Source organism: Pirellulales bacterium, from assembly GCA_035533075.1.
GTDB lineage: Bacteria > Planctomycetota > Planctomycetia > Pirellulales > JAICIG01 > DASSFG01.
In genome coordinates this window covers 1-25,886 of record DATLUO010000256.1, presented here as the reverse complement: position 1 = coordinate 25,886, position 25,886 = coordinate 1, and the positions used below count along the sequence as shown (strand labels likewise).

Sequence of the window (25,886 nt, the reverse complement as noted above, 5' to 3'; positions counted from 1 at the left end):
CTTCGACGAGCGGCCTTCACCCTGTGGAGCGCGACGGCCGTCGCTCGGGGTGCAAAAAGCCGCGGCAACAACGGCAGCGGCGGGGGGGTGGGCGCGGCGCCCACCCCACCGGAAGATGGGGCCTACAAAGCTTCGGCCAGTGGGGAGAAGCTAAAACACTTGTGAAGAATCCAAGTGCTTCGCGTCGCCCGCGGGTGGCAACCGATTGATGAACATAAGGTTACAGCACGGCAGCAACGCATCAATGTCGGCTTATAAAAGCTTTTAAGCGATCGCACCGACCGTAGCCGGCTTCGTGATTTACCGAATTGCCAAGGATCATCACCGGCGCGTTCGCACCGCCTGCCCCAACCTGCCCATCTGTCGCGCCTGAGATCGACGTGGCCGGGATTCTCCACCGCCGGGCTTGCGGGGCGCGGCAACTGCGCCGCCGCGCGGACCGCTCTTTCCCTTTTCCCCGTCGATTAGGACCACTGACCACGGCCAAGCGTTCGTGGGCGTCGAATTATCGTTGTCGGAAAATAATTATCGTTGTCAAAAACAAGATGCGGCTTCGATTCCGCCGCGCTGCAAACGGTTTGCCGGCCGGACGTTGCGGCAACAGCGCGGCGCGGCTCATTTTCGCGCCGCAACGGTAAATCTGGGGGATATGGTGCATTTTGAATTGCGTCCCGGCGCGCCGGGATCGGATTTTGGATTGTCCACTTCGGTCTTTGGTCTTGGGACTTGATCGCCTCTGTTCTACTCCCCAACTGGCTTGTGATGCGCTCTCGCTCATCTCTTATCACTCATCCTCACCCGCAACTGGCTTGGCATGGTTCTGCGCCAAACCGTCTCCAACATCCTTTCCCGTGTTGTACCGCGCCGCTGGCTTGGCATGGGATAATTTCGATGCGTCGTGACGGCCGCAACCACCTACAGGCCTGCAAGCTGGCCGGCGTCGAGCCGCGGTTTGTGGAGTGGGACGGGCAGGGATCACCGCTGGCCTTCGTGCTTTCGCGCAACCTGCACCGCCGGCAGCTCGACGAAAGCCAGCGGGCCGTGATCGGCGCACGGGCCAAGGAAAGGTTCCAAGAAGAGGCGGCCGAACGCCAACGGCTCCGGCAATTCGGCAAACCCGACGGAAACCCTGCCAAAGGGGTAGCCGATACGCAAAAATGCCGTATTTTTCCGGTCGGTGTAAATTTACACCGACCAGAGCGGTCGAATGGCTCAGGCGGCGAGACTGCTGAATGTGTCGGAAAGCTCCGCGGCCAAGGCGTCGCGGGTTTTGGCCGCGGGCGACGAGCAAGTGGTTGAGGCGATTGGGCCGCCAACAGTTCGTGCCGGCGCCGCTTCAAATTGCGATGCAAACCGATTTCGGCTCGGCTAAGGAAAACCGGCCGGCCGTTCAACGTCGTGCGCCCGGATTTGCTTGACCCTCGCCTCAAAAACGACGTTGACGTTGGCGTTGCGGCGATCAACAATTGCATTATGAGCACTGAAGCGAAGTCGGTCCTCGACGCAGATATGGAGGCCCTTATGGAGCGGGTATTGCACGGCAAGCCGCTTGAGCCGGACGTCTATCAACGCATTCGGGCCGAGTGTGACCGGGTTACCGAAGAAATCCGCCAGCAGCACGGCACAATCGAAATCGCGGTGGACCTCATCCGTGAAATCCGCGACGAGGAATGAAATACGTTCTCGATTCCTCCGTGGCGCTGAAATGGGTCTTGCCGGAACCCGATTCGGCGAAGGCGATGCAGTTGCGCACCGATTTCCAAAATAGAGTTCATGATCTCGTGGCGCCGAACATCTTCTACGTCGAGGTGGCGCATGCTCTGACGCGGGCTGAACGGCAGCGACGTATCGCCGTGTCGAGCGGTTGGCGACTGTGGCGAACCATTATGGTTGATTGCCCGGTTCTGGTAGACTCATTTGCTTGGATTCAATCCATGTCGGCTGCATGACCTACGACGAGCTTTACGACGCCCTCGCATTTCGCATGCGAATCTGCGGCGTTGCCGCCGGCGCCGAAGACGGTTAGCCCGTCATTTCGTCATTCGGCCTCCCTCATTGCGTCGTTTCTGCTTCCCCGTCTACCGCCTACCGTCTACCTGCCCGAGCCCCTCCTTGCCGCCGCCCCGCCCGCGCGGTAGTCTCGGAGGCATCGTCAAGGTAGTGAAGGAGCAAACTCCGCATGGGCGAATTCCGACAACCGGACTCGGATGAGAACCCGTTCGCGCCGCCAGTAGCGGCGGTGGCCGGCGGCCTGCCCGCAACGGTGGAACAGCGAGGTGATCGAACGCCGTTCGCTCTGCAGGCTGTCCGTTTTTCGCTCTACGCCCCGGTGCTGCTCACGGCCACGAATCTTTTCCTGCGCGCCTCGGCCGGTGCCAACCATCCGGGCACGAAAGCATTCGCCGTCGTCTCCCTGCTTACGATCGTCGCCGCGCTTTTCCTGGGAATTGTCGGCATGGTCGGAAGCTTGAGGCGTCGTGCTATCTGGTCGGCTTTCCTTGGGCTGTTCGGCACATTGGTGAACGGCGTCATCGTGGCCGGAGTGATAGGGTCGTGGACGTTACTTCTCGCACGCTGACAACTTCGCGGCCCATGGAAAACCCTTACGCGGCACCGAAGCAACTCGAATACGATCCGGGCGCCGTCAAGTGGTGGCAGTTTCTCTGGTCGACCGTCGTGGCGCTCGTCGCGGCCGGAGCGCTGGCGCTGGTGCTCCACCTTCTTTTCCGCAAGGGCCTTTATTTTGTGATTTGGGTGCCGGCCATCGCGGCGATGGTCCTCTCGGCCATGCTCTTTTGGAGCGTGCAGGTCGGACATTGCCGCAGCCGTTGGATGGCGGCCGTTATCGCCGTCCTGGCCGCGAACGTCATGTATTGGGGGCAGTACTATTTCGACATGGTCGAGCGCCGTGGCGGGGCCATCGCCTACCGGCTCGATCTGTTACCGGGACATATCGCCTGGCGAAAAAGCATCGAGATTCACGAAGGCGGCAATCCAGCACGATTCGGGGCGCGCAATGCGCCAAAGGCCACGCCGGGGCTGAACTGGTTCAACAGCGCCCTGGAGTTGAGCACCGTTCTGCTCTTTACCATTGCGGCCGCGGTGGCGTCGGCCAGTCGTCCGTATTGCACCCACTGCCGCGAATGGATGCGGCGCGACGCCCAGCTTTTGCCTGAGGGCGCCTGGCAGCCGCTCCTGGAGGCGATCGAGGGCGACTCCCTCGACGATCTGCTCGGCCTGCCGGAGGTTAGTCCCTTCACTCACCGGCGTTTTACCGCAGTGACGGTTGCGTGGTGTCCGCCGCGCCGCGGTCGGGCGGCGAAATGCCCGGCATACCTGTCGATCAAGGAAGTCCGCTACGGCGGCGGCCTGGGCCAGTTGAACCAGGTCGACCTGTCTTACGGGCGTACGCGCCTGAGAATGCATCCGCTCACGAAGCGGCAAATTGCCGCCTTGCGTCCGTGTTTTTTGAACATGTCCTATTCCGCCGTCGGCTGCGACGCCCTGCCGCCGGAGCGCAGGGAGGCTTGAAGGGGACCCCACCGGCAGCTTAGATGCGTTTCTCGTCCTCCGGGGAATAAGCCTCTATTCCCGCCGGCGGTTCGGGCAGTGCGTCTAGGAGGTTTGATTTATGCGCCCAACATCGCCTATCGTTCCGACCGACGAGGAGCGTCTCTTCCAGCTTGCCATCCACTTCCGCAGCGCGCGTCGCGACGACGAGCGCCGAAAGATCGCCGGCGAATATGCCAAAGTGTCGAGCGGTTGATCGAAGGCGGCCGCTGGGATGAAATGCCGCCGTTTGAGGACCAGCTTCCCGACGAATCGATGCCGCCGGCAGTTTTCGAATTCTGGGCCGACCCCGAACCAACGGCAACTCTTCGCCTTGCGCCGCCTATCATTCCACTGACCAACCACCACCCCTACTTGCCCCCGCCCCGCCGGCGCGGTAAGCTCTTGGCCGTCATCAAGGTGGTGAGGGTATACGAGTGGCAGCCAAACGAACGCCGGCCGCTCAGCGGGAGCTGAACGAGCTTCTCACTCGCGATCACACGCTCAACGGGGCGATTCTTTTCGGCCTCGACGGCTATGTCGTCGAAATGCAGGCCCGCGCCATGGAAGTCCTGCGTGGTCCGCTTCCGCTGACGCACGTTACCAAAATCTCCGGCATGGCCCGCGAAGGGGTCCGCGAATCGCTCGACCGCATCGCCGGAGCGCTGGCGAAGCTTGATCTCGCCGAGGGCGAAGTAACTGTGCTGGTGAATCTCGCGCCGGCCGACCTGCCCAAAGACGGCAGTTGGCTCGACCTGCCCCTGGCAATCCTGATGCTTCAGGCGGCCGGCACATTGCGCGATCTGCCCGAATATCAGAAAGGCGATTTCATCCTGTTCGGCGAGGTCGGTTTACACGCGAGGAAGTCGAGGCTGCAATGAGCGAAACGCTTTTCAAGAAGGTGGACTATTCTTTGACTAAACTTCTTGATGACATCGAGATGGGCACCATTGGGCTTCCTGACATTCAGCGTCCCTTCGTGTGGAAGAACACGAAGGTTCGAGACCTCTTCGATTCAATCTACCGAGGCTATCCCGTTGGCTACTTCCTCTTCTGGCAGAACGCACTTGATGAGAATCAGAAGCACATCGGCACTGACCGCAAGCAAAAGGTTGCCGGATTGCTCATCGTAGACGGCCAGCAGCGCCTTACCTCGCTCTTTGCTGTAGTGAAGGGCATTCCCGTCATCCGAGAGGACTACCAGTCCGAACGAATCGAAATTTCCTTCCGACCGACGGACGAAACCTTTGAGGTTGCCGACGCAGCCATTAGGCGAAACCCCGAATACATCCCCAACATCTCGGTGCTCTGGGCCAAGGACGCGGACCTGTTTCAGATCGTGGGCACCTACGTCGAGAACCTGCGGAAGCATCGAGAGGCAGCCGGGAAGACCCTCGAAGCAGCCGAGATCAAAAAGGTACAAACGGCCCTCCAGCGCGTGCAAAACCTGCTCGGCTATCCGTTCACCGCACTTGAACTTTCGTCAAACATTGATGAAGAGAAGGTGGCGGAAGTCTTCGTTCGCATCAACAGCAAGCAGACTCCACTCAATCAATCGGACTTCATCCTGACCCTGATGTCCGTGTTTTGGGAAGAGGGCCGTGCCGAACTGGAAGAGTTCTGTCGGAAGGCGCGTACACCGTCAAAAGCAAAGCCGAGCCCCTTCAATTATTTTATCGAGGCCGACGCTGATCAACTTCTGCGGGTCGAAATCGGGTACGGGTTCCGCCGCGCCAGGCTGAAGTACGTCTATTCATTGCTCCGGGGCAAAGACCTGGAAACCGAGGAGTACAGCGAGCAACGACGAATCGAGCAGTTCGCTATCCTCAAGTCTGCCCAGACCGACGTTCTTGACCTTCAGAATTGGCACGATTTCTTGAAAACCCTGCATTTGGCCGGGTATCGGGGAGCACACATGATTAGCTCTCAGTTGGCTCTCATTTATGCCTACGTCTTCTACCTGATCGGCAAAAAGGATTTCAGCGTGGACGGTTTCACCCTGTCGAATTGCGTTGCCCGCTGGTTCTTTATGACGGCGGTGACGGGCCGATACACTGGCTCGCCAGAAACGGTCATGGAACGAGATCTGGCATTTATTCGAGACCTCACAACCGCTGAACAGTTCGTCGGTTGGATCGATAAGACAATCGAGAGCGAGTTCACCGACGACTTTTGGAATATCGGTCTTCGCAACCGGATGGAAACGTCTTCGGCGACCAACCCTTACCTACATGCCTACCATGCCGCGCAAAACCTACTTCATGCCCGAGCCCTGTTCTCCAACAAGAGGGTCGTCGATTTGCTCGATCCGGCCCACAAGGCAAAGAAATCAGCCGTCGAGCGGCACCACCTGTTCTCCAAGAAGTACCTCAAAGGTCTGGCGATCACAAGCACTCGGGATACAAACCAGATCGCCAACTACGCCTTGGTCGAATGGGACGATAACATTGCGATCTCGGGGGATGAACCGGCTCAATACTGGCCTCTCTATGCCGAGAGGTTTGCCGACCATGACTTGGCTCAGATGTGCCACTGGCACGCTCTGCCCGTCAACTGGCATACGATGGAATACCGAACGTTCTTGGATGCTCGGCGGAACCTCATGGCAAAGCTTATTCGAGACGCATACCACCACATAACCACGGGACAGCCACCGCAAGTCCCCGGCAACGACGTTCCGGTCGCGGAAATTCTTGCTGCCGGTGAAACCACTCGTGTCGAATTCAAGTCAACTCTCCGGGTGAATCTGCACACCGACCAGCCCGACAAGAAGATTGAACACTCGTGCCTCAAGACGATAGCGGCCTTCCTGAACTCGCAGGGTGGTCATCTGGTGGTTGGGGTTAGCGATGGCGGCGAAATCCTCGGCGTAGAGAGGGACCGTTTCCCAAACGAGGACAAGATGAACTTGCACTTTGTCAATCTCGTCAAAGACCGGCTAGGAGCGCAGCACATGCTCCACATCGAACCTCGCTTTGAGTCGGTGGACGGAAAGCGTGTGCTGGTCGTCCGGTGCAAGCCATCAAACATCCCTGTGTATGTCAAGGAAGGCAACACAGAGCAGTTTTTTGCGCGAACGGGGGCGGCGACGACAGAACTTTTGCCGAGCCAAGTTCACCTTTACATCCAGCAGCGATTCTGAAGGGCGGCACGGGCTCCAGGGGCAGGAAAATGCGAAGCCGCTCGTTTCATAATCGCCGTGTGATTGAATGGCAGAGACGCGCGGCCCTTCGACGGAAATCCCGGCGCGCCAGGATCGTCGCGAAACGCCACTTGCTTAGCGGCGCGGGAGTTTAGCCGTGGGTGCAATCGCGGGTTAGATTCGGCGACCGCCCGCAAAGCCGCGTCGCGGGAATGACGCGCCACCATCCGGCCTCGTGCCGGTGGGGCGGTGATTGAAAGCCAGGGTCGCTTATTCGTCGGCGCATTCTTCCACAGCCTCAACGTCGAACAGCCGCCCGAAGTTGTATCGCCACTGCAAGGCGAGACTGACGCCGATGGCGCCTTCGAGAGGACTCGCCAAAATCGCTTTCCACTCGGCGTCGCTCGGAGCGCGCGCCGTCTCCCTGCAAACCTCGGCCAGCCAGTTCTCGGCCGCGTCGAGCACGCCCAGGTAGAGAGGCCGCACGTGGGCGATGTTCTGAAGCGCGTCCAGCTCCGAGTCGGGCAGCGGAACTCTCCCTTTTTTCATCCGCTCTCCGTTGGTTTTGGCGAACTCTTTCTTGGCAGTTTCCATGCGGCGTTGGAGCAACACGTCGTCCTTCAGGTCGTCGACCATTCTGAGAAGCCGGGCCGCGCGCCAGTCGCTTTGGTTGATGTAGGCCAGGAAACGGAAAAACCGCTGAGCGCGCCCCTCGTCCTCCGCGACGAGCCGACCACGGTGCTTCTTCGCGATCTTGCAAAGACCCTGGTCGGCAATCTGCGTAGCCCTGAGATACCGCCAGTGGATGATCTGCAAGCGAAGCGGTTGGACCCTTTTGGCGTCCTGGTAGTCCGTGATCAACACGAGGATGTCGTGGCTGCTGCCGAGAAGGCGCTCGTAGGCGGAGAAGTACGGTTCGCTGGTACAGAAGTTTTTCGAGGGCGACTTGACGCCGAGCCCGAGGTCGGGGAAGTCGACACCGCGTGCCGGATTGATCTTCAGCGGAGGAATCCTCATGCCCGCGAACGTGTGTGTCTCGATGGCGGCGAGCAGCAGCATTTCGACGATGCTGCCGATCGTCTTGCCATCGGCGTTCGGAAGAACCCCATCCTTCATGAGGCCGTCGAACCAATGGGGAAGCTGCCGTCCGCGGCCGATGCGCTGGAGCACCGGCCTCAGCTTGGCGAGGCCCTTGGACCGAAGTGCGCGGTTCACGACCTTCATGGTTTCGTCGAGGTTCTCGGCGAGCTTGCTTCGCAGGTTTTCTTTCGTCGGCGCGCTCAAAAAAGTGCCTTCTGACGTCGGGACCGCGGAAGGGATTTCCTGCTGATCGCAGCGGTGAGTCGGTCCATCACCCAGCCGGCCATCGGCGGCGGGACGGCGTTGCCGATCAGCGCATACTGGTCGTACACCGACACCGTCGAACAATGAGAGTCCGCGAAGCCTTGGATTCGCGCGTATTCGACGTTCGTCAAGCGGCGGTAGCGGTCGCCGACCTGATAGCGTTCATAGTGACGGCTGGCGGTGGAGGTGAGGGTGGGAGCCACGCCGTTGACGCCGAAGATGGTGTAGCCCATACGGGCGCCGCCGGCCTGATTGCTGAGGATCTCCACTCCTTGAACCAGCCGATTGACGGGCGTGTTTTTTCCGATCCACCGCAAGGTGGTCTCGGTGAAATCGAATTCGCTGGAGACGTCTTGCTCCAGCACGCTGCTGACGGGGACGAAGGGGGTCGATTCGGAGAACTGCGGAAGGTCTCTGGCAAAGAAGCGCCCATCCGCCGCAACCCCCCAGTTCGAGAAACACCGGCCGTGCTGTTCGATGGGTTGCCAGCAGCTCGGATCGGCCAGGTCTTCGAGGTCGTGGCCGCGAAGGGCGGCCAGGTCGTGAGCGCCGGCCAATCTCGTCGAGACGACCGATCGTCGATCGCCTAGTTCGAATTCGCGTCCCGCGACTCCCACGATGAAAACGCGTTGCCGATTCTGCGGCAGGCCGAGGTGCATGGCATTCAGCAGCCGCCATTCGATCGTGTAGTCGAGTTCCGCGAGCGAGGAGAGGATTGTCGCGAAGTGCAGGCCACTCTCCATCGTGAGAAGGCGCTTGACGTTTTCCAGAATGAAGAACTTCGGATGGTGCTCGTGAAGAATGTCCACGATGAATTGGAACAGAGTGCCGCGGGAGTCGTTGATTCCCCTTTTTTTCCCGGCACTGCTGAACGGCTGGCAGGGAAAGCCGCCCGTCAACAAATCGTGGGGCGGAATGGCACGTGCGAATTGGGCGATGTTCCCCTCGTGGAGAACGTCGGCGCCGAACCGGTGGCGATAGACGGAACAAGCCTTGGCGCAAATGTCGTTCGCCCAAACCGTCGCGATGCGGCGCGCATCCGCGGCGACGCGGAAACCACCAATCCCGGAGAATAGCTCGACGGTTTTCATGGATCGCCGCTGGCGCGCACAAGTTGATCGAGATGGTTCGATAGCCGAATCGGGGCCTGGACCTCGCACTCCCACACAACAATCACGCGCCATCCCTTTCTACGCAACTCGTTCTTGACCCTTCGGTCGCGTCGCTTGTTCGCCAAGAATTTGCCGGCCCAAAAGTCGGCGTTCGACGCCGGCACGGTCGTCTTGCGGCAATGGGCGTGGCGGTGCCAGAAACACCCATGGACAAACACGACCGTCCGGAACCGCGGAAGGACAATATCGGGATTGCCCGGCAGGTCGCGTCGGTGCAGGCGGAAGCGAAAGCCGAGCCGATGGAGCAACCTTCGCACTTCGATCTCGGGTCGAGTGTGCTTCGAGCGGACCCGGCTCATCACCGTCGAGCGCTGCTCGACCGTCAGCGTGTCCATTCCAGGCCTCCCATGAAAAACGGCCATTGTAGCAGCCGCAAGGCGTTGCGTCATCCCAGCGGGGCCGGAAAATGGAAGGCCGGAAAATGGGAGGCAGCACGCAGCTCCTTTCATCATCGCCGTGTGATTGAACGCCAGAGGCGCGCGGTCCTTCGACGGAGGTCCCGGCGCGCCGGGACCGGGGCGAGAGGCCACTCGCTTAGCGGCGCGGGAATTTAGCCGTGGATGCAAATCCACGGTTAGATTTGGCGATCGCCCGCAAAGCCGCGTAGCGGCGACAGAGGTTCGCAGACGCCTTCTGCCGCCGCTACGCGGCTCCGCCGATGGATTGCAACGCGGTCCGTGGGCTCGCGCCCACGGCTAAACTCTGTGGCCGCTACGCGGCCGGGTGCCAAAATCGCAACACCAAAACTGAGGCTTCGGTTTGCTCGGGGTGGCGCCGCGCTGGCGGTCGCGTCGGCGTCGACGAAGGGCCTGCTTGCGGCGGACGAGGATGATGTCGCGATCGGTGCAAGTCTGTTGGTCGGGGGCCGCCGATTTTGGCGTGGCGACCGACATTTCGGATTTCACGGCGTTGGAATTGATCGCCTCCGTCATCGTGCCTCGTCGCGGGGCGGATACGGCCCGAGGAACCTTGCGCCGTTGTAGTGGATCATGTGATCCGGAAGGCTGGCGATCCAGACATCCGACTCAAACGCGATTTGCGAGGAGTATTTCGAAAAACTCTTCATGTCCATGAACGCCGTCACGTATACGCGGCCAGGTTTTGAGGCTCTCAATGCCGCTTCAAGCTCTGCGTGTCGTTTTGGCGAGACGGGTCCATGCGTCGTGACGGCTTCAATCAGGAAGAGCCAGTTGCGACGGCGGTCGTAGAGCACGACGTCGGGCAGCTTGTCGTGGTTCATCTCCGGGACATCCAGGGCCGTCAGCATCTCGGTGGCGACGCAAAGCCGTTTCTTGGCGGTGTCGCCCAAGCAGACGACCAGCGATCCCGGCGCGAAACGCGGGGCGAATTCCTCGACAATCAGCCGCTGCAGCTCGTTGTGCAGGCCCGGCGAAAGCTCTACCTTCGACCCGTCGGGGAGCGTCACAGCAACCTTGTGAAGTTTGCGTGCCCGCTCGTATGCCTTGGTCAGGCTTCCGTGACGCCCAAGGAACTTCTCACACTTCTTCGTGAAATCGGCTCGCTCGAACGCGCGAAGAACCTCAGCGGCATCGTTCGTAAGCTGGTATCGCGTCTCGCCGCTATTTGTCGGGCGGGTCGGATCGTCAGGGTTTTTGTCGATCAGCCGCGCTTGCTCGAATTGATGGACCGTCTGGCGGCGGACCGTCTCGCGGCTGTTGGCTGCGTATTCCTTGCCGTATTTTTCCTTCATCCAGCCCATAATGTCCCAGATGCGCAGCAACGGCCGCTTCGCTTTCGACCAGGGCGTTTCTTCAGCCAGGCCGGCCAGCGCCAACAGAGTCAAACACGACCGCTCGTTCTGTTGCTGCTTCGGCAGTCCAAGGCTCTTTAAGATTTCCTTGGCGTCGTCGCGCTTGCTCACGTCGCCGCCTCGCAGAGAGCATCGACGAGCTTCTGAGGAAGGCCCAGCGCGTTTCCAACGATTCTTTCCACCGCCGGCGGCGTGGGGTCGTCTAAGCGCCCCACGGCGTTGCCGATCTCCCAGATGGCCTCCTGGTCGGGCAGCGGCATTGCACGGATCTCCGCGGCGTTCACCTGAGTGTTGCCGCTGATCGCTCGAAAATAGCGGTCGATGAGCATGGAGTTAAGCAGCGCCGCCAGGCCGAAAGCATCGTCGCCAGATAGCTCGCCGGCCGTGCCATAGATGTAGTTGAGATGGTTCTCCAGCCCCAGCAGCGGTGAATAGGAATCTTTGGGTTCGACGATGCCGGCCACCAGGCGGCGGCGCTCCTCCTTGGCTGTAAACCGCTTCAGAAGGACGTAACGCCTCGCCGGCAGCAACAGCCGCTTCGATTCCTCATTGGCGCGGATGTGCATCGGCTTGCCGTTTTTCGGGCGATAGTGCGTGGCGAACGGTCGAACGTTGTGCATCCACAAAAGCGGCGCCGTGTCTTCCGATCGCTCGAGACAAAGGAACTCCGTCGCGCGGAAGGTTACAACCGGGCCCGTCGAGATGCGAAAAGGCAAGTCCCGGAAACGATGCGGGAGGCGGTCCACCGCCTCGACGATTTTTCGCTCAAGATCGCTGGTCGCGACGCGAATAAGATGATCGCCGGAACCGCCCTCAACAACCTTTCGGTAAGGCAGCACTTGCCGATCGACCGAGTCGAAGGTGCGCCCGTGGCTGGAAGTCAGCAAAACGTCTTGCGGCTCGCCGTCCTTTTCGGCCATGAGAATAACGTTTTCCTGCAAGACCTCGTCCTCGCGGAAAGCAGCGGCGCGTGACTCAAAGAGGTGGATTTGCCGCACCGCCATTCGATCGAAGAACCATTTGCGGAACCGCTTGAAGTACGGGCCGTTGAAGTAGCTTCGCGGAGTGATTGCGACCAGTTCGCCTCCGGGCGCAAGCAAGTCGGCGGCCACGGCCATGAAGAACGCATACATGTTCGGTTGCCCATGGACGACGTGTTCCATTGCCCGTGCGCTCGCTGCATCCTTGCGAACTTTGAAATAGGGCGGATTCATGATGACCAAGTTAAAAAGCTCGGTCGGGGCCGGCCGGAAGAGCGACGGCTGCGCATGCTCCAACACGAAATCATCGGTTTGTAGCATGAAATCCATTTCATGCCCCGCGTCTTCGAGCGCTGTGCGGCAGGCTTGCATGGTGCTGCGCAGGCGCCGCTCAAGCTGCCGATCGTTTTCCCACAGCTCGAAATAAAGCTCGCGGCGGGTTCGCTGCTGCAAAATCCGTTGGCAAAGAGCGGCTGAAAGGGTGCCCACCCCGGCACCGGGATCAAGGATGCGAACGCTTCCGCTGGGAATTCGCGAAAACATGCCTGCCATGAAATCGGCGATGGGCGGGGCCGTGCCGAAATGCCCGCGTTCTTTCCTGGCGCGCGGCAGCGTCGTAGCATCGAATTGCCATTGTTGCTCGGCGGCGATTTTCGTCAGGCTAGCGGCCATCTGCACTTGGGCGGCTGTTGCCGCCAATCGGTCGCGTGAATCCACGTGCTTCGGCATTCATGGTAAGGTAATCGCGCGTACAGCGGAAGTGGCTCCCCCGATGTTTTGCACTTAGCGCGGGAAGGGGCATTTGCCGCGTCGGCTTCTGGCTTTCAATCATTGCCCGACCGAGGCGAGCTCGGACCGTGGCGGCCGACATCACGACGGAGCGTGATGCCTACTGTACGGCGGTCGTTAGACTCGCTCGAAAAGCATTTGCTGCCCGGGCTGATTCGAGGCCGCTGTCGGACGACGCTCTTCAATCGCAAGTTCGGCATCGACGAGCTGGGCGAAACTCGTTGCATCGTGGGCGGCGGCAAGCGTGGTAAGGAGTTGCCCATAGAGGATGATCTTGCGGTCGTTACGGGATAGGGCGAAACCGGCGGAGAGCAAGCGGTCGATCTTCGTGCGCGCAGAGGCGAGGGCGTCGGAAATGGCCGGAGGCGAGATTATGGAATCGGCGCTGCCTCGCTCACGCGTCGGGTTAGTAGGCGCGCCTCGCTGGCGCTTCAGGTTGGAGTCGATGGCTACTCGCTGACGCGTTGGGTTACTAGTAGGCCGCTTGCGGCAGACGAGGATGATGTCGAAGGCGATCGGCTCTTTGGCCGCCGATTTGGGCGTGGCGACTGCCATTTCGGATTTCACGGGCTGAGAATTGATCACGGTGAAGCCCGCCCCCAGAATCGCCTCGGCCAACGACTGCCAGCCGTCGTCGCGGGAATGATGATAGGTGAACACGAGCAGCCCGTCGTCGCGCAAGATGCGGTGGCACTCACGGAAGACGGCGGCCAGCTTGGCGGCGAATTGCTCGGCGCGCGTGTCTTGCACTTCATCGGTGCTGCGCGTGCTGGTCGGCTCGTTGGCGTCGCCGTCGAGTTGCTGCCAGGCATAAAAGAAATCGGCCAGCTCGGAGTAGTGGACATTGTCGAAAAAGGGCGGGTCGGTGATAACCAGGTCGATGCTGCCGTCGGGCAGGCCCGTGTCGCTCGAGGTGCCGCAGGAGAGATAGATGCCGCGGTCGAGGAGGCGGCCATTTATTCCTTCACTTCCCTCACCGCCCTCACCTAACCTCCCCCGGAGGGAGAGGGACGACGATGGCCAGGCGGGCTCGATGGTTTCGGAGAAGGGCGGCGAGCAAACGCGGCGGGTGGCGCCGTCGAGGGTGAGCTCGGTGGGATCGCGTCGGTAGTCGATGGCGCGAAGCAGGCGGCTGCGAAAAAGGTTCGAGAACGAACCGGAACTCTTGGGCGTGCCCCAGATGTTGGCCTCGATCGGCATGCGTTCGGGCTTGAGAATGTGGTGCGAGAACATGTGCCGCACCGCGCCCGTCCCCTCGCCTTTGTAGGAGGCGAAGAGGTTGTTGAACTCCAGCACGCCTGAAAACAAGGTCGAGAGCGCCCCCCGCTGCGGTTCGTCGGCCAGCGAGCGGATCACGCGATGCAGCCGGCCCAGGGCCAAGAGCTGGCGGTCGTTGAAGAAGTCGCGCCAGGTGCGGAAGCCGTAGTTCATCGCCTGCCGCGTATTGTAGCCGTGTTCGAGCGCCAGCGAGGGAAGCGCGATTTTGCCCGACGCGACTTCGGCGGCAAGCTGCGCCGAGCAGGCGGCGTAATCGGCCAGGTCGCGAGACGTTGCGGGCAAATATTCCTTTTGCCCGCCATGGGTGAGAACCAGCTTGCCGTAGAGCCGAAAGTCGGGCCGCCGGCCAGTAGCCGCCATGCTCTCAACAATCGAAAACGATTGGTCGCATGCGCGGCAGAACGCCTTCGCGCATCGCGCAGGGCCAACCGTGGGATCGAACTCGTGGCCGCACGCGCGGCAAACGGCCGACTGCGCGCCGTGCATGCCGGGGGCAATGTCGCCGCAGGCCGGGCAAACGACCTGCACTTCCGGCTTGCGGCTGGGATAGGCGTTGCGGGCCACAACAAGCGACGGAAACAGGTCGATCGTGCCCCGGCAGCCGGGGCAAGTCGCCTGCATCACCCAAAAATGGTAGAGCACGTCGCACTCGTCGCCGCGGGCCTCGACCGAACGATAGAGGCCGCGGATCTCCGCGCCGACGCCTTCGGAAAGCTCTTCGAAGGTCGCTATCAGGCGTTTGCGGTCGAGCGGACCGAGGGCCGTGCGCACCGCCTCGACGGCCACCGGATTGATGTCTCGGCCCAGCGCGGTCAGGCCCAGCTTGTGGGCCTCGCCGATGGTTGTGCCTGAACCCATGAAGGGATCGAACACCATCCGTCCGACGAAATTGTGCGTGCGATGAAACTCGGCGGTCAAATCGCGATCGTCGCCGAGCAGGCAGCCGAGCAAGATGCCGCGAAAGACCGAGCCGAGCCGCTTGGCCCACCACTTGTGAACGTGGTAGATCGGCCGATGGATTTCCTTCCGCCAGCTTTCGCGCTCAGCCAGCGATGAGAGAAACTCGAAGGGGAAGTCGTCGTGCTCGATGAGCGCCATAGCTTACGCGTCTTCTGGGGCGTGCGTTTCCATATCGGCGGGCTGCGTCGTTTCGCGCCGCATTATAGCAGGTTCATCGGAAGAGCCCTTCAGTCGCCAGGCGCTAAAGGCGTGTTCGCGGCCCGCGCCCGGATTGGCGATCGTTCTCGGCACGAGATCGTTGGTTTGCAGATCGAAGCTATAGCCGACGACCAGTTGCGCCGCTTCGACGCGGACCAACTCGCCGACCTGCACGAACTCGCCGCCGGGCAAGTCGTCTTTGGGCAGGATGAGCGTTTGACGGTGCGCCAGGCCATCGACCAGTCGGAATGGCGTCGGCACGACGTACATCTTGCGGTCGCGAATCAGCAGGTCGCCGTAAGAACCGAAGCCTTTAACGCTCTTGTTCTCGTGGCGGTATTCGTGGTCGGCATTGAGAAAGTCGCCGTGGCACAGCACGAGATCGAGCACGGGGTAGCTGTTGCCATCGGGCTTCTTTGGGTAGCGGCCGAAGACGTAGTAGACGGTGCGGCCGTTGTGGTAGCCCGACGGCACCTGGCTGTTGCTGTCGAACGAGGCGTCGCGGCCGGGATAGGCAAGGCCCTTGATCTCGAAGCCGTCGGTCGATTTGACCATGCGAAAGTCGGGATAGCTGTTGCGGCCGCCGAACTCGAAGTTGAGGCGGGTCTTTTGCAGCCGCTCCTTGAACCAGTTCTGAAAATGAAATTCCTTATCCGTAGCGCTCACGCGCTCGATCAGCGCGCCCTTGCGCATGGCTTCGACGCAGGCTTTGAAGACGACAACAGCGGTCATGGTTGCTCCGGCGAAGAGTGCCGCATGTTTTGGACCGGTTCGCCAGTCGCTAACGGCCGGCCTTTTCGGGGCGGATTCAGCCGCGGCCGGCGGTGTGCTATCATTAACGGCCGTTGCGCTGCCCGATTTTGACGCGAGAAGGTCGCTGGAGGGCCGGTATGTCGTCGAATGAGTTTCAGTCGCTGGCCGCCTATCAGAAGCTGCTGGCAAGAGCCGAAGAGCGCTGGCCTACCTTCATTGCCAAGCGGCAAGAGCGGCTGACGCAGTGGCAACGGCAGGGGCGAGTGGCCGAAAAGGTCGCCGAGAGCATTCTGGAAGACCTGCTCACCGAGGTGCTCGATTGGACCCTCGGCGATCTTAACAATCAGCTCGATTATGCCGATCTGGTGGTTACGCAGAGCGGCATCAAGCGGTTTGTGATCGAGGCCAAGCGACCGGGAGCGCTCGCCTGGAACCGCCAGGCTGTGGTCGAGGCGCTCGAGCAGGCCCGCCGCTATGCCGGCGAGCAACGCGTGACCACCGTCGCCATCAGCGATGGGATCATGCTCTTCGCGGCTGACGTCGAGGCGGGCGGGCTACGTGACCGGCTCTATGTTTCGTTGCAGGAGGCGACGTTTCCGTCGCACCTTTGGTGGCTCAGCCGCGACGGCATTTATCGCCCGGCCGTCGAGTTGCGGGCGACGATGCCCGAGTTTGAGCACGCGGGCGACGGTGAAACCATTGTGCCGTCAACTGACTGCGCGGGCCCGCTATTGCATCCCAAGTATCATTTGCCGGCGACGTGTTTCGCCTATGTGCGCGACGCGAGCAAACCGAGCACGTGGAAGTTGCCGTATCTTCATGCCGACGGCAGCGTCGACGAAAAGCGGATGCCCAAGGCGATTCAGTGCCTGCTGACGAATTATCGAGGGGCGCGAGTGGGCGGGATTCCCGAGTCGGCCGTGCCCGACACGCTGGTGCGGCTGGCTCAGGCGGCGGCCCGGCTGGGACGCATGCCCGAGCAGAACCCGGAGACCGCCGACATCTATCGGCAGCTCGCCACCGTGCTGCGACAGTTGGATCGGCCGTATCAGGCGCATTGATTCGGTACGGCGTAGCGGGCGGCGGCAAGCGTCGTGGGGAGCTGCCCGTAGAGGACGATCTTGCGGTCGTTGCGAGAGGGCACGAAGCCGGCGGCGACGAGGCGGTCGATCTTCTGGCAGAGGCGAGGGCGTCGGAAATGGTGATCGGTGGGGCCTGCGGAAGCCGTGCTGTCTCGCGATGATGTGCTCGACGTGGAACGCAATGAGCGGAGTGGCCCTCTGCGGCATGCGACAATACTCGCAAGCATCCGTGGCGCGGCGCCAAAGGAAGTCGCGGCTGCTGCGGTCCATTTTATCCAGGGTGCTTCGCCAGGAATCGCCGCGCCTTCGACTGGAGGATGGATACGAGATCGCGACGGCATCTATTTCTCGCCGAAGCAGTACAAATCTCCGGCGTCGTTGCCAATCACGAGCCGGCCGTGGGCCACGGCGGGCGAGGCGGGAAAGTGACCGCCCGCTTCATATTCCCAGGCCTTTTCGCCGGTCTTCAAGTCCAGGGCGTAAAGCCGCCCGTCGCCGCCGCCCACGTACACCCGGCCGCCCACGACGACCGGCGACGAATCGATGGCCGCGTGCGTGCGGAAGGCCCACGTTTCGCTGCCGTCCTTGATGTCGAGCGCATGGACGCTGCGGTCCTTGCCACCAAACACGGCCAGTCCGTCCGACAACGCCGCCGACGACAAGAGCGGTTGCGAGCGCTTGGGCTCGTATTTCCAGGCTGTCTTCGCCTGTCGCCAATCGATGGCCAGAAAACGCCCGCCTTGCGTCCCGAAGTAGACCAGATCGCCGGCCGCGGCGGGCGTGCTCAAGGTCGGGTCGCCGATGTCGACGGTCGACACCGCCTGGCCCTCGTCGAGATCGACGATGTGCAGCTTGCCGTCGCAGCCGGCCAAAAAGCCGCGGTTCTCGACCACCGTCGGGCTGCACTGCAGCATGTTGTCGATGCTGTATTTCCAGGCCAGCGTGCCGTCGCCGGGCGTGAGGCAATAGAGGCTGCCGTCTTGCGAGGTACACAGCACCTTGTCGCGATAGAAGTTCGCCCCGGTGTTGATCTCGGCGCCGGTGGTGACGCTCCATTTCTCTTTGCCGTCGCGAACGTCAATGGCATAGAACTTTCCGTCCACGTCGCCAATGAACAGCATCCCATCGCGGACGGCCGGGGCGGCTTTGAAGCCGAGCTCGGTGTGGAACTTCCACTTCTCGTCGCCGTTGGCCAGATCGAGGGCGTAGAGATTGCCGTCGAAGCTGCCGACGTAGACCACGCCCTCGACAATTGCCGCCGTGGCGTCGAAACCGCCGTCCTTGAAGGTCTTTTTCCAGACGACGGCCGGCTTTTCAGGCAACGTGCCGTGCGCAACGCCGGTGCAGGCCGCATTGCCGCGGAACACGGGCCAGGCATCCGACTGCTCAGCCGCGCGGTTCGCGCTGGCTGAACTTCGTTCAGCGGCGGTGCCGCGAGGGCCATCGGCGACGCAGGCGAGGGCCAGCACCGTCGCCGGGAGCAACCGACCGCTCTGGACTAGGACGTTCATGGCACTTCGGATTCCTTTAGCAACTCGGCATAGACGTCGTCGTTGGGGTTGTCCCAAATGCGATCCAGCGAACTTTGGCTGCACGCCAACCAGAACTCCGCGTCGTCGCCCGGCTCGTCAGTTTCGTTTGTATCGTCATTTACTTGTTCGCCTCCGCGGATTTGTCTCCCCACGCATATTCCGCAAACGCTTCAAGCCGGTCGAAGTTATGTTGCCAGGTGGTGTACATCGCGCCGTCGATGCCCGGCAAGCCCTTGCCGGCTTCCAGCCAGCCGCGAATGGAATCGGCCCGGCCGTCGTAATAGCCGGCCAGCACCTGATGGTGCCTGCGGCCGGCAAAAAACGGCAGGCTCTCGCGCGGCTTGCCGGAGTTCCAGTTGACGATGATCGCGTCGCGCGGCGGCCCTTCCCACGAGCCGGCCAGATCGCCGTTGACCAGGTAAAAATCCTTCACGGCGTTGTGGTGCGGATCGAACATGTCCGACCAGAAGCAGAGCCGGGCATCGGGGTTGATCTCGCCGACCACCGACACACAGCGACGGACGTTCTCGGCCAGCAACGCTCCCGCCGACCGGCCGGGGCGATATTCGTCTTCGGTCCAATTGGCCACGCGTATCTCGTCGTGGCTGAGCATGTAAGTTGCTCATAGAGTCCGTCCTAGCCGCGCAGTTCGCTCAGCGTGCCGTGGCCGTCGCCCAAACGGTCGACGTGCGCACCGAGTCGGTCGAGCATCGAAAGCCAAAGGTTGTTGAGCGGCGTCTCTTTCTCGTAGCGAAGGTGACGGCCCGGAGCCAGCGTGCCGCAGCCCCGGCCGGCAAGCAAGATCGGCAGGTCGTCGTGGTTGTGGCGGTTGCCGTCGCCGATGGCACTGCCGTAAGCGATCATGGCGTGATCGAGCAGGTTGCCGTCTCCTTCCGGCGTCTGCTTGAGTTTCTTGAGGAACCCAGCCAGGTGCGAGGCGTGGAACTGGTTGATCTTGCTGATCTTGGCCTGCTTCTCCTTGTCGCCGGCGTGGTGCGAAAGATCGTGGTGGCCCTCGGAAACGCCGATCAAGGCGTAGCTGCGATTGCTCCCCTCATCGGCGTGAACAAACGTGGCCACGCGGGTCAAGTCGGCCTGAAACGCCAGCGCCATGAGGTCGTACATCAAGCGAATGTGCTCGGCGTAGTCCTGCGGAATGCCGCTGGGTTTGGCCAAGCCGGCCGGCCCGGCGCCGCCCGACTGCTCGCTGCGCGAAATCCGCGTCTCCAACTCGCGGACGGTCGTCAAGTATTCGTCGAGCTTCCGCTGGTCGTTGGCGCCCAGCCGCTTCTTCAGGTCGGTCGCTTCGGCGAGCACGAAATCGAGCACGCTCAGGCGGTAGCGGTTGCGGCGCGCCTTGGCCTCTTGTGTTTCGCCGGGCGGGCCATCGGTGAACAGCCGCTCGAACACCAGCCGTGGATTGATCTCTTTGGCCACCGGTTGCGACTCGGTTTTCCAAGCGGCGTTGTGCGAATAGGCGCAGCTATAACCGGTGTCGCAGGCGCCCGAGTTGGCGCCCGCGTCGCAGCCCAGCTCCAGCGAGGCGAAGCGGGTCTGATTGCCGACCTTTTGCGCCGCCATCTGGTCGGCCGAAACGCCGGCCTTGATGTCGGCGCCGTTCGTCTTTTTGGGATGGGTGCCGGTCAGGAACGAAGCCATGGCCCGTGCGTGGTCGCCGCCGCCGTCGCCGTGTGATCGGCCGCCGTCTTGGGCCAGCCCGCTGATCACCATGAAGTCGCTCTTCAAGGGCGACAGCACCTGCAGGATGGGCGGCAGATCGAAGTCGGCGCCGACCTTGGTGGGTGCCCAGTCGGGCATGTGCATGCCGTTGGGCACATAGAGAAACGCCGCACGGTTGGGCAGGCTCTTGGCCGCTTCAGCCGCCTGTAGGCTCCGAGCGTGCCGCGAAAAGACCGTTTCCGGCAGCATGGAGTCTAAGAGCGGCAAGGCCAGCGCGGTGCCCAGTCCCTTTAACGCTTTGCGGCGCGAGATGTGCCAGTTGCTCATGGTTTGTTCCCTAATTGGTATTCGTCGTAGGGTGGGACCAGCGAGCTTGCGAGCGCCGGCCCACCGTGTTCAAGGCGTTAGGCGTTAGGCGTTAGGTAGCGGTCGAACATCGGGCCCAACGCCCAACGCCTAACGCCTAACGCCTCCTGTACTACGTTTTTGAAATGCGTCACTTTGCACAATCGCGTGGATCAGCGCGGAAAACTTGTAATCGGCTTTTGCCAGCGTCTCGCTGATGTCGTCCAGGACGCAACGGTCATACGGTTCCAGGCCGCGGCCCAAAGCATAGGTTAACATCTTTCCCGCCAGACAACGAACAAAGTCGTCTTTCTTCTGCTTCAAAACCGCCTTCAGCTCGCGCGGTCCGCGGAACGACGCCCCGTCGGGCAGCGTGCCGGAGGCATCGACCGCGAAGGCCCCGTCGCGGTCGCGCCAGGCGCCTATGGCGTCGAAATTCTCCAGCCCAAAACCGAGCGAGTCCATCAGCGTGTGGCAGCTCGCGCAGCTCGGGTTTGCCCGATGTTGCTCCATGCGCTGCCTCAACGAACCGTTGGCCGTCGCCTTTCCGTCGTCTTTTAGATCGCCGGCGTTGGGCGGCGGCGGAGGCGGCGCCATGTCGAGCAACTCCTCCAAGATCCACTTGCCGCGCTTCACCGGGCTGGTGCGCGTCGGGTTGGAGGTCACGGTGAGCACGCTGGCCTGCGTCACAAGGCCGCCGCGGTCGGGATCGTCGAGCTTCACGCGGCGAAATTCCGGTCCCGTTACGCCGGCAATGCGATAGTGCCTGGCCAAGCGCTCGTTGAGGAACGTGAAATCCGCGTCGAGAAAATCGAGCACGCTGCGGTCTTCGGCGATCACCGCCGCGAAGAACAGCCGGGTCTCTTCCAACATCGCCTGCCGCAGCTCGTTGTCGAAGCCCGGAAAACCCTTGGGATCGGGCGCCACGCTTTGCAGCCGGCGAATCTCCAGCCATTGCGTGGCAAAATCGTCGACCAAGGCCCTCGACCGGGCGTCTTTCAGCATCCGGTCAACCTGCCCGTGGAGGTTCTTGCGCAGCCGGCCCTTGAAGGCGTCGTGAAACAGCTCGTCGTCGGGCATGCTGCTCCAGAGAAAATACGACAGCCGCGTGGCCAACTCGTATTCACCGATCGCGTGAATGCCGTCGGCGTCGGCCCCACCTTCGCCCGGCTGCGGATCTTGTTCGACGCGGAAGAGAAAATGCGGCGAGACCAGCACCGCTTCGACGGCAAGCTGAATGCCGCGCTCGAACGATTCGCCGTTCGACCGGGCCAGCTCGACCAGCTTCACCAGCCGGCTTACCTCATCGGCGGTGGCCGGCCGGCGGAAGGCCCGGCTGGCAAAGCGGCTGAGAATCTTTTCCGCACACTCGCGGTGGTCGCCATGCTTCGGGTGGCAAAACACGATCTTCTTGTGCGATTCGGGCAACGCCGGCGGCGGCGCGTCGAGCGGTCCCTGAACTTCGAGCCATTCGATCGCCAGGTTGCGATCGCGCCGCTTGGGATCGGGATTGTCGGGATCGTAAAAGTCGTTGATGAAGGCCAATGCGAAGCGGTGCTTGCCCGGCCCAAAACGGACCTTCGTCTCGTAGACCTCCGCGGCGCCCGGCTCGGCGGCCACGTCGGCCACGTACACCTGCTTGTCATCCAGCCTGAACGCCATCTTGGCCAGCTCGTCGCCGGCCTGTGTGGCGAAGGCCCGGCCCCGCAACATGTATTCGCCGTTGGACGGAAAACTGACCTCCGTAAAAACTTCGCCGCCGGATGCCAAGTACCAGCCGGTGCCGTGCAGGTTTCCGCCCTTGTGCTGCACCTCGCTGGCGGTGAACGTCTGCTTGGGCGTCTTGTCGGGGGTATGCACGTAGATCGCCTTGTCGACGATCTGGTCGGCGGCCGCCAGATATTTTTCCAGCAGGATCGGCGGCATCGACAACACATCGCCGATATTGTCGAAGCCATAGCCCACGTCGTCGGCCGGAAAATCTTCGGCCGCTTGGAAGTCGATGCCGACGAGGTCGCGGACCGTGTTGTCGTACTCCGTGCGGTTGAGCCGCCGGAGGGTGACGCGGCCGGGATCGCGCTTCAGACTGCAATCGACGCCGGAAAAGTGCGTGTCGATCCAGTCGATGACCTTCCGCCGTTCGAGGTCCGTCGGCTGCGCGGCATCTTTGGGCGGCATGATGCGGCCTTGCAGATACTTGCGGAGCTTCGTCCAAACCTCACGTTGGGCCGAGACGGCTGCCGCGTCGGCGAACTGATCGAGCGCCAGCTTCGACTCCGGCTCGGCGCCGCCGTGGCAGTCGGTGCAGTATTTGGCCAGAAACGGTTTCACCCGCTCGCGAAACGCGGCATCGCTTGGGCCTTCCGCGGCGTCTGCCCGACTGGCAAACGCCGCCGCAGCCAAGGTCAGGCAGCACAGGGCCGGAATGCGACGGCAACGATGGATCATTCGCGAAAAGACGATTGGGGTCGTGAGGCATGCCGGCGAGCGGACCGGCTGTTGGGCTCCGCCGCCGTGGTTCGGGCAGGAACAATTGATTATAACCTAGACAACGTTTTGCGGTAGCATTGCAACGTACAGAATGTACAGGCCGAGGAGGCCCACTTGCTTAGCCTTTGCCAGCTCGATCGACACTACGGACGCCGCGAATTCTTGCGAATTGGCGGCCTGGCGCTGGGCGGGCTGTCGCTGGGCGACCTGTTGGCCGCCCCTTCCTCGGCAGCCCCACCCGGAAAGCTGGTCACCGATAAATCGGTGATTTTTCTGTTCTTGCACGGCGGGCCCAGTCAGTTCGAGACCTTCGATCCGAAGATGTCGGCCCCGGCCGAAGTGCGCAGCGCGACGGGCGAACTGGCCACCCGCATTCCCGGCGTCACGTTCGGCGGCACGTTTCCGCGGTTGGCCGGCCTGGCCGACAAGCTCGCCATTGTCCGTTCGTTCACCACCGGCGACGCCAATCACGACATCAAGCCCGTCGTCTGTCGCGACACGCTGGGGGCCAATATCGGATCGCTCTACAGCCGCGTGGCCGGAACCAATCACCCGGCCACCGGACTGCCGACGAACGTCGCGCTCTATCCCCAAGCGGTCGACACGGAGGCACTGCCGGCAGTCAAGGGCTTCGGCGACTTCGAAGCGACCGGGGCGCTGGGCAAGTCGGTGGCGCCGTTTGTGCCCGGCGCCAAAGGCGAATTGCAGCAGGCGATGCGGCTGAACTTGCCGCTGACCAGGCTCGACGACCGCCGCGAGGTGCTGCGTCGGCTCGACCGCATTCGCTGGGCGGCCGATGCCAACGGTCTGCTGGAGGGTCTGGACGGCATGCGCGAGCAGGCGTTTCGCGTCATTCTGGGCGGCGTGGCCGACGCCTTCGATTTGAAGCGGGAACGCCCGGAGACGCTCGCACGTTACGACACCAGCACGCTTGTGCGGCCGGATGCGATCAGCAAGCGCTGGAACAACCACAAGAACTATCGCGACCATACGCAAACGTTGGGCAAGCTGCTGCTGTTGGCCCGGCGGTTGTGCGAGGTGGGTTGCGGGTTCGTCACGGTCACGACCAGCTTTGTGTGGGACATGCATGCCGACGTGAACAATGCGGGCGTCGATGAGGGCATGGGTTATATGGGCGTGCCGCTCGACTATGCCTTGGCGGCGCTCATCGACGACCTTGAGTCGCGCGGTCTCGGCGAGCGAATTCTGGTGGTCGTTTGCGGCGAAATGGGGCGCACGCCAAGAATCAACGCACGAGGCGGCCGCGATCATTGGGGCAATCTCGCTCCGCTCTTGCTTTACGGCGGCGGCCTGCCGAAGGGGCAGGTGATAGGCCAGTCGACTCGCAACGGCGGCGAACCTTTGACCGAGCCGGTACGGATCAAGAACCTGCTGGGAACCATCATGCAGACTCTGCTGCACACGGGCGAAGTGCGCGTGACCCGCGGCGTGCCCAGCGAGCTCAATCGACTTCTGGCCGAGGCCGAGCCGATACCGGGCCTCGCGAGCTAGCGACGCTTATTATGTAAGCGTGATGCTGCCCGAATCTTGGGCAGAGCCGAGGACTGTCTCAGGCATTTCGCGGCCTTTCCGAATTTTTTGGAAGCGGTGCGGGAGCGCGAAATCCCCGCGGTTTTTCGGCCATCTGCGTCTTCTCGCGGCAAATCGTGACGTCTGACTCCGCAGGCGTTGCGGTTCCTGGCATCGGATTCGCTTTAACCCCGGCCGTTGTGAATTGCAACGGATTCGGGCGGACCGTTGCCCTCGTTCTTGTTTTAAGGAGTCTGCTTAATGCCTCGTATTCGACGTGGGTTTACACTGGTCGAGTTGCTGGTCGTCATCGCGATCATCGGCATCTTAATAGCCCTGTTGCTGCCCGCGGTGCAAGCAGCGCGAGAGTCGGCCCGGCGCACGCAATGTGTCAACCATCTGAAACAGATCGGGCTGGCCGCACAAAACTATCATGACGTTCTCAAGAGCTTCCCTCCCGCGGGTCTCAACTATGGCGCCATCGAGGGGCCGCCGTACGCTCCCTACAACAACATCATGAACACCAGCGGTTTCGTGCTGATGCTGCCGTATTTGGAGCAGCAGCCGCTCTACGACAAGTTCAACAAGAACGTCGCCGCCTGCTCCAGCACCTACACCGGCGGCAGCCCCGGCACGCCGGGCCCCTATCCGATCGCCGGGTTGCCTTTGACGCCGACTACGTCGGGAAACGACGTCGTCGTTTCCACGCAGCTTCCGGTCTTCCTCTGCCCTAGCGACGACGGAGGAAAGACCATGGCCGCGGGGGCGGCCTACGGCATCACCAGCAGCGACACGCTGCTCGGGGCCAAAACGTCTTACGAATTCAGCACCAAGCCGGGCGACGAAATCGGTTCTGCGGCGAACGGTTGGCAGACGTGGTACGCGGCCAATGGCTACTCGCAGTATCGCGCCTTGTTCGGCATGAACAGCAACGCCACGACCGCCAATTGCCGAGACGGCACCACGAGCACGGTGGCGTTCATTGAGTCTCCCCTAATGGTTTACAACGGCAATGGAAACGCTTGGGGCTATCGGGCCTGGGTGATGTACGGCGTCACGCTTTATGACAGCCGCACGAACTTTCCCAACATGGCGTTGTGCGGTGGCCAGAGGATCAACTGCTGGACTTACGGAACCACGGTTGCCTCGTATCAGGTCGGCCGCGTGGCCTCGTGGGGCATGTCGGGCAGCCTGCACCCGGCCGGTTGCAACGTGGTGCTGACCGACGGCTCGGTGCGGTTTCTGTCGGAGCTCACCGATTACAATATCCTCGGGCGGCTGTGTAACATGG

23 protein-coding genes are annotated in these 25,886 nt (G+C 61.9%); 12 read left to right on the top strand and 11 right to left on the bottom strand.

All coding sequences use genetic code 11. The features are described 5' to 3' along the window. Positions 1-493: 493 nt before the first annotated feature. The 9 genes from VNH11_32115 (at position 494) to VNH11_32075 (ending at position 6,691) form a co-directional block, all read left to right on the top strand. The gene (locus VNH11_32115) at positions 494-730 is read left to right on the top strand and encodes a hypothetical protein (protein ID HVA51030.1); all 237 of its coding nucleotides are present in this window, start codon (positions 494-496) and stop codon (positions 728-730) included. Between the two features lie 161 nt (positions 731-891). Continuing rightward, the gene (locus VNH11_32110) at positions 892-1,299 is read left to right on the top strand and encodes a hypothetical protein (protein HVA51029.1); all 408 of its coding nucleotides are present in this window, start codon (positions 892-894) and stop codon (positions 1,297-1,299) included. A gap of 174 nt (positions 1,300-1,473) precedes the next feature. Next, positions 1,474-1,674 (top strand): hypothetical protein, encoded by a 201-nt coding sequence (locus VNH11_32105; protein HVA51028.1) that lies wholly within the window; start codon positions 1,474-1,476, stop codon positions 1,672-1,674. After that, on the top strand, positions 1,671-1,949 hold the full coding sequence (locus VNH11_32100) for a type II toxin-antitoxin system VapC family toxin (GenBank protein HVA51027.1): 279 nt from the start codon (positions 1,671-1,673) through the stop codon (positions 1,947-1,949). Before VNH11_32105 ends, VNH11_32100 begins: the two co-directional genes overlap by 4 nt. A gap of 230 nt (positions 1,950-2,179) precedes the next feature. Then, positions 2,180-2,578: a hypothetical protein gene (locus VNH11_32095; protein HVA51026.1), complete on the top strand. Its 399-nt coding sequence runs from the start codon at positions 2,180-2,182 to the stop codon at positions 2,576-2,578. 14 nt (positions 2,579-2,592) lie between these two features. Continuing rightward, the gene (locus VNH11_32090) at positions 2,593-3,531 is read left to right on the top strand and encodes a hypothetical protein (protein ID HVA51025.1); all 939 of its coding nucleotides are present in this window, start codon (positions 2,593-2,595) and stop codon (positions 3,529-3,531) included. A 100-nt stretch (positions 3,532-3,631) separates the two neighbouring features. Beyond that, a complete protein-coding gene (locus VNH11_32085; GenBank protein HVA51024.1) occupies positions 3,632-3,766 on the top strand; it encodes a hypothetical protein in 135 nt (44 codons plus the stop codon). A gap of 220 nt (positions 3,767-3,986) precedes the next feature. Further along, positions 3,987-4,430 (top strand): magnesium chelatase domain-containing protein, encoded by a 444-nt coding sequence (locus tag VNH11_32080; GenBank protein ID HVA51023.1) that lies wholly within the window; start codon positions 3,987-3,989, stop codon positions 4,428-4,430. Then, entirely contained in the window at positions 4,427-6,691 is a 2,265-nt protein-coding gene (locus tag VNH11_32075) for a DUF262 domain-containing protein (protein ID HVA51022.1), read from the top strand. The genes VNH11_32080 and VNH11_32075 overlap by 4 nt, the downstream gene beginning before the upstream one ends. Before the next feature lie 270 nt (positions 6,692-6,961). Here the strand turns inward: VNH11_32075 and VNH11_32070 are convergent, their stop codons facing one another. The 7 genes from VNH11_32070 to VNH11_32040 all read right to left on the bottom strand — a co-directional run bounded on the left by VNH11_32070 (position 6,962) and on the right by VNH11_32040 (position 15,915). After that, the gene (locus tag VNH11_32070) at positions 6,962-7,975 is read right to left on the bottom strand and encodes a hypothetical protein (GenBank protein HVA51021.1); all 1,014 of its coding nucleotides are present in this window, start codon (positions 7,973-7,975) and stop codon (positions 6,962-6,964) included. Continuing rightward, complete coding sequence (gene dcm, locus VNH11_32065; GenBank protein HVA51020.1) at positions 7,972-9,126, bottom strand: DNA (cytosine-5-)-methyltransferase; 1,155 nt, start codon at positions 9,124-9,126, stop codon at positions 7,972-7,974. The genes VNH11_32070 and dcm overlap by 4 nt, the downstream gene beginning before the upstream one ends. Continuing rightward, complete coding sequence (vsr, locus tag VNH11_32060) at positions 9,123-9,542, bottom strand: DNA mismatch endonuclease Vsr (protein HVA51019.1); 420 nt, start codon at positions 9,540-9,542, stop codon at positions 9,123-9,125. Before vsr ends, dcm begins: the two co-directional genes overlap by 4 nt. 593 nt (positions 9,543-10,135) lie before the next feature. Then, positions 10,136-11,089: a BsuBI/PstI family type II restriction endonuclease gene (locus VNH11_32055; GenBank protein HVA51018.1), complete on the bottom strand. Its 954-nt coding sequence runs from the start codon at positions 11,087-11,089 to the stop codon at positions 10,136-10,138. Next, a complete protein-coding gene (locus VNH11_32050; protein ID HVA51017.1) occupies positions 11,086-12,687 on the bottom strand; it encodes an Eco57I restriction-modification methylase domain-containing protein in 1,602 nt (533 codons plus the stop codon). The genes VNH11_32055 and VNH11_32050 overlap by 4 nt, the downstream gene beginning before the upstream one ends. 177 nt (positions 12,688-12,864) lie before the next feature. After that, on the bottom strand, positions 12,865-15,123 hold the full coding sequence (locus VNH11_32045; GenBank protein HVA51016.1) for a DNA methyltransferase: 2,259 nt from the start codon (positions 15,121-15,123) through the stop codon (positions 12,865-12,867). A 3-nt stretch (positions 15,124-15,126) separates the two neighbouring features. Beyond that, positions 15,127-15,915 carry a hypothetical protein gene (locus VNH11_32040; GenBank protein HVA51015.1) on the bottom strand — a complete coding sequence of 263 codons (789 nt, stop codon included), beginning with the start codon at positions 15,913-15,915 and terminating at the stop codon, positions 15,127-15,129. Between the two features lie 158 nt (positions 15,916-16,073). Here VNH11_32040 and VNH11_32035 point away from each other — a divergent pair, with 158 nt between their 5' ends. After that, entirely contained in the window at positions 16,074-16,997 is a 924-nt protein-coding gene (locus VNH11_32035; GenBank protein HVA51014.1) for a hypothetical protein, read from the top strand. Positions 16,998-17,359: 362 nt separating this feature from the next. Here VNH11_32035 and VNH11_32030 read toward each other — a convergent pair whose 3' ends face one another. The 4 genes from VNH11_32030 to VNH11_32015 all read right to left on the bottom strand — a co-directional run bounded on the left by VNH11_32030 (position 17,360) and on the right by VNH11_32015 (position 23,023). Then, the gene (locus VNH11_32030; GenBank protein ID HVA51013.1) at positions 17,360-18,529 is read right to left on the bottom strand and encodes a PQQ-binding-like beta-propeller repeat protein; all 1,170 of its coding nucleotides are present in this window, start codon (positions 18,527-18,529) and stop codon (positions 17,360-17,362) included. 139 nt (positions 18,530-18,668) lie between these two features. Continuing rightward, positions 18,669-19,163: a hypothetical protein gene (locus VNH11_32025; GenBank protein HVA51012.1), complete on the bottom strand. Its 495-nt coding sequence runs from the start codon at positions 19,161-19,163 to the stop codon at positions 18,669-18,671. A gap of 23 nt (positions 19,164-19,186) precedes the next feature. Then, the gene (locus VNH11_32020) at positions 19,187-20,557 is read right to left on the bottom strand and encodes a DUF1552 domain-containing protein (protein ID HVA51011.1); all 1,371 of its coding nucleotides are present in this window, start codon (positions 20,555-20,557) and stop codon (positions 19,187-19,189) included. A 129-nt stretch (positions 20,558-20,686) separates the two neighbouring features. After that, positions 20,687-23,023 (bottom strand): DUF1592 domain-containing protein, encoded by a 2,337-nt coding sequence (locus VNH11_32015; protein HVA51010.1) that lies wholly within the window; start codon positions 23,021-23,023, stop codon positions 20,687-20,689. 156 nt (positions 23,024-23,179) lie between these two features. Between VNH11_32015 and VNH11_32010 the strand changes: the two genes are divergently transcribed. Further along, the gene (locus VNH11_32010; GenBank protein ID HVA51009.1) at positions 23,180-24,577 is read left to right on the top strand and encodes a DUF1501 domain-containing protein; all 1,398 of its coding nucleotides are present in this window, start codon (positions 23,180-23,182) and stop codon (positions 24,575-24,577) included. A 279-nt stretch (positions 24,578-24,856) separates the two neighbouring features. After that, on the top strand, positions 24,857-25,886 hold a 1,030-nt coding region (locus VNH11_32005), incomplete at its 3' end, for a DUF1559 domain-containing protein (GenBank protein ID HVA51008.1).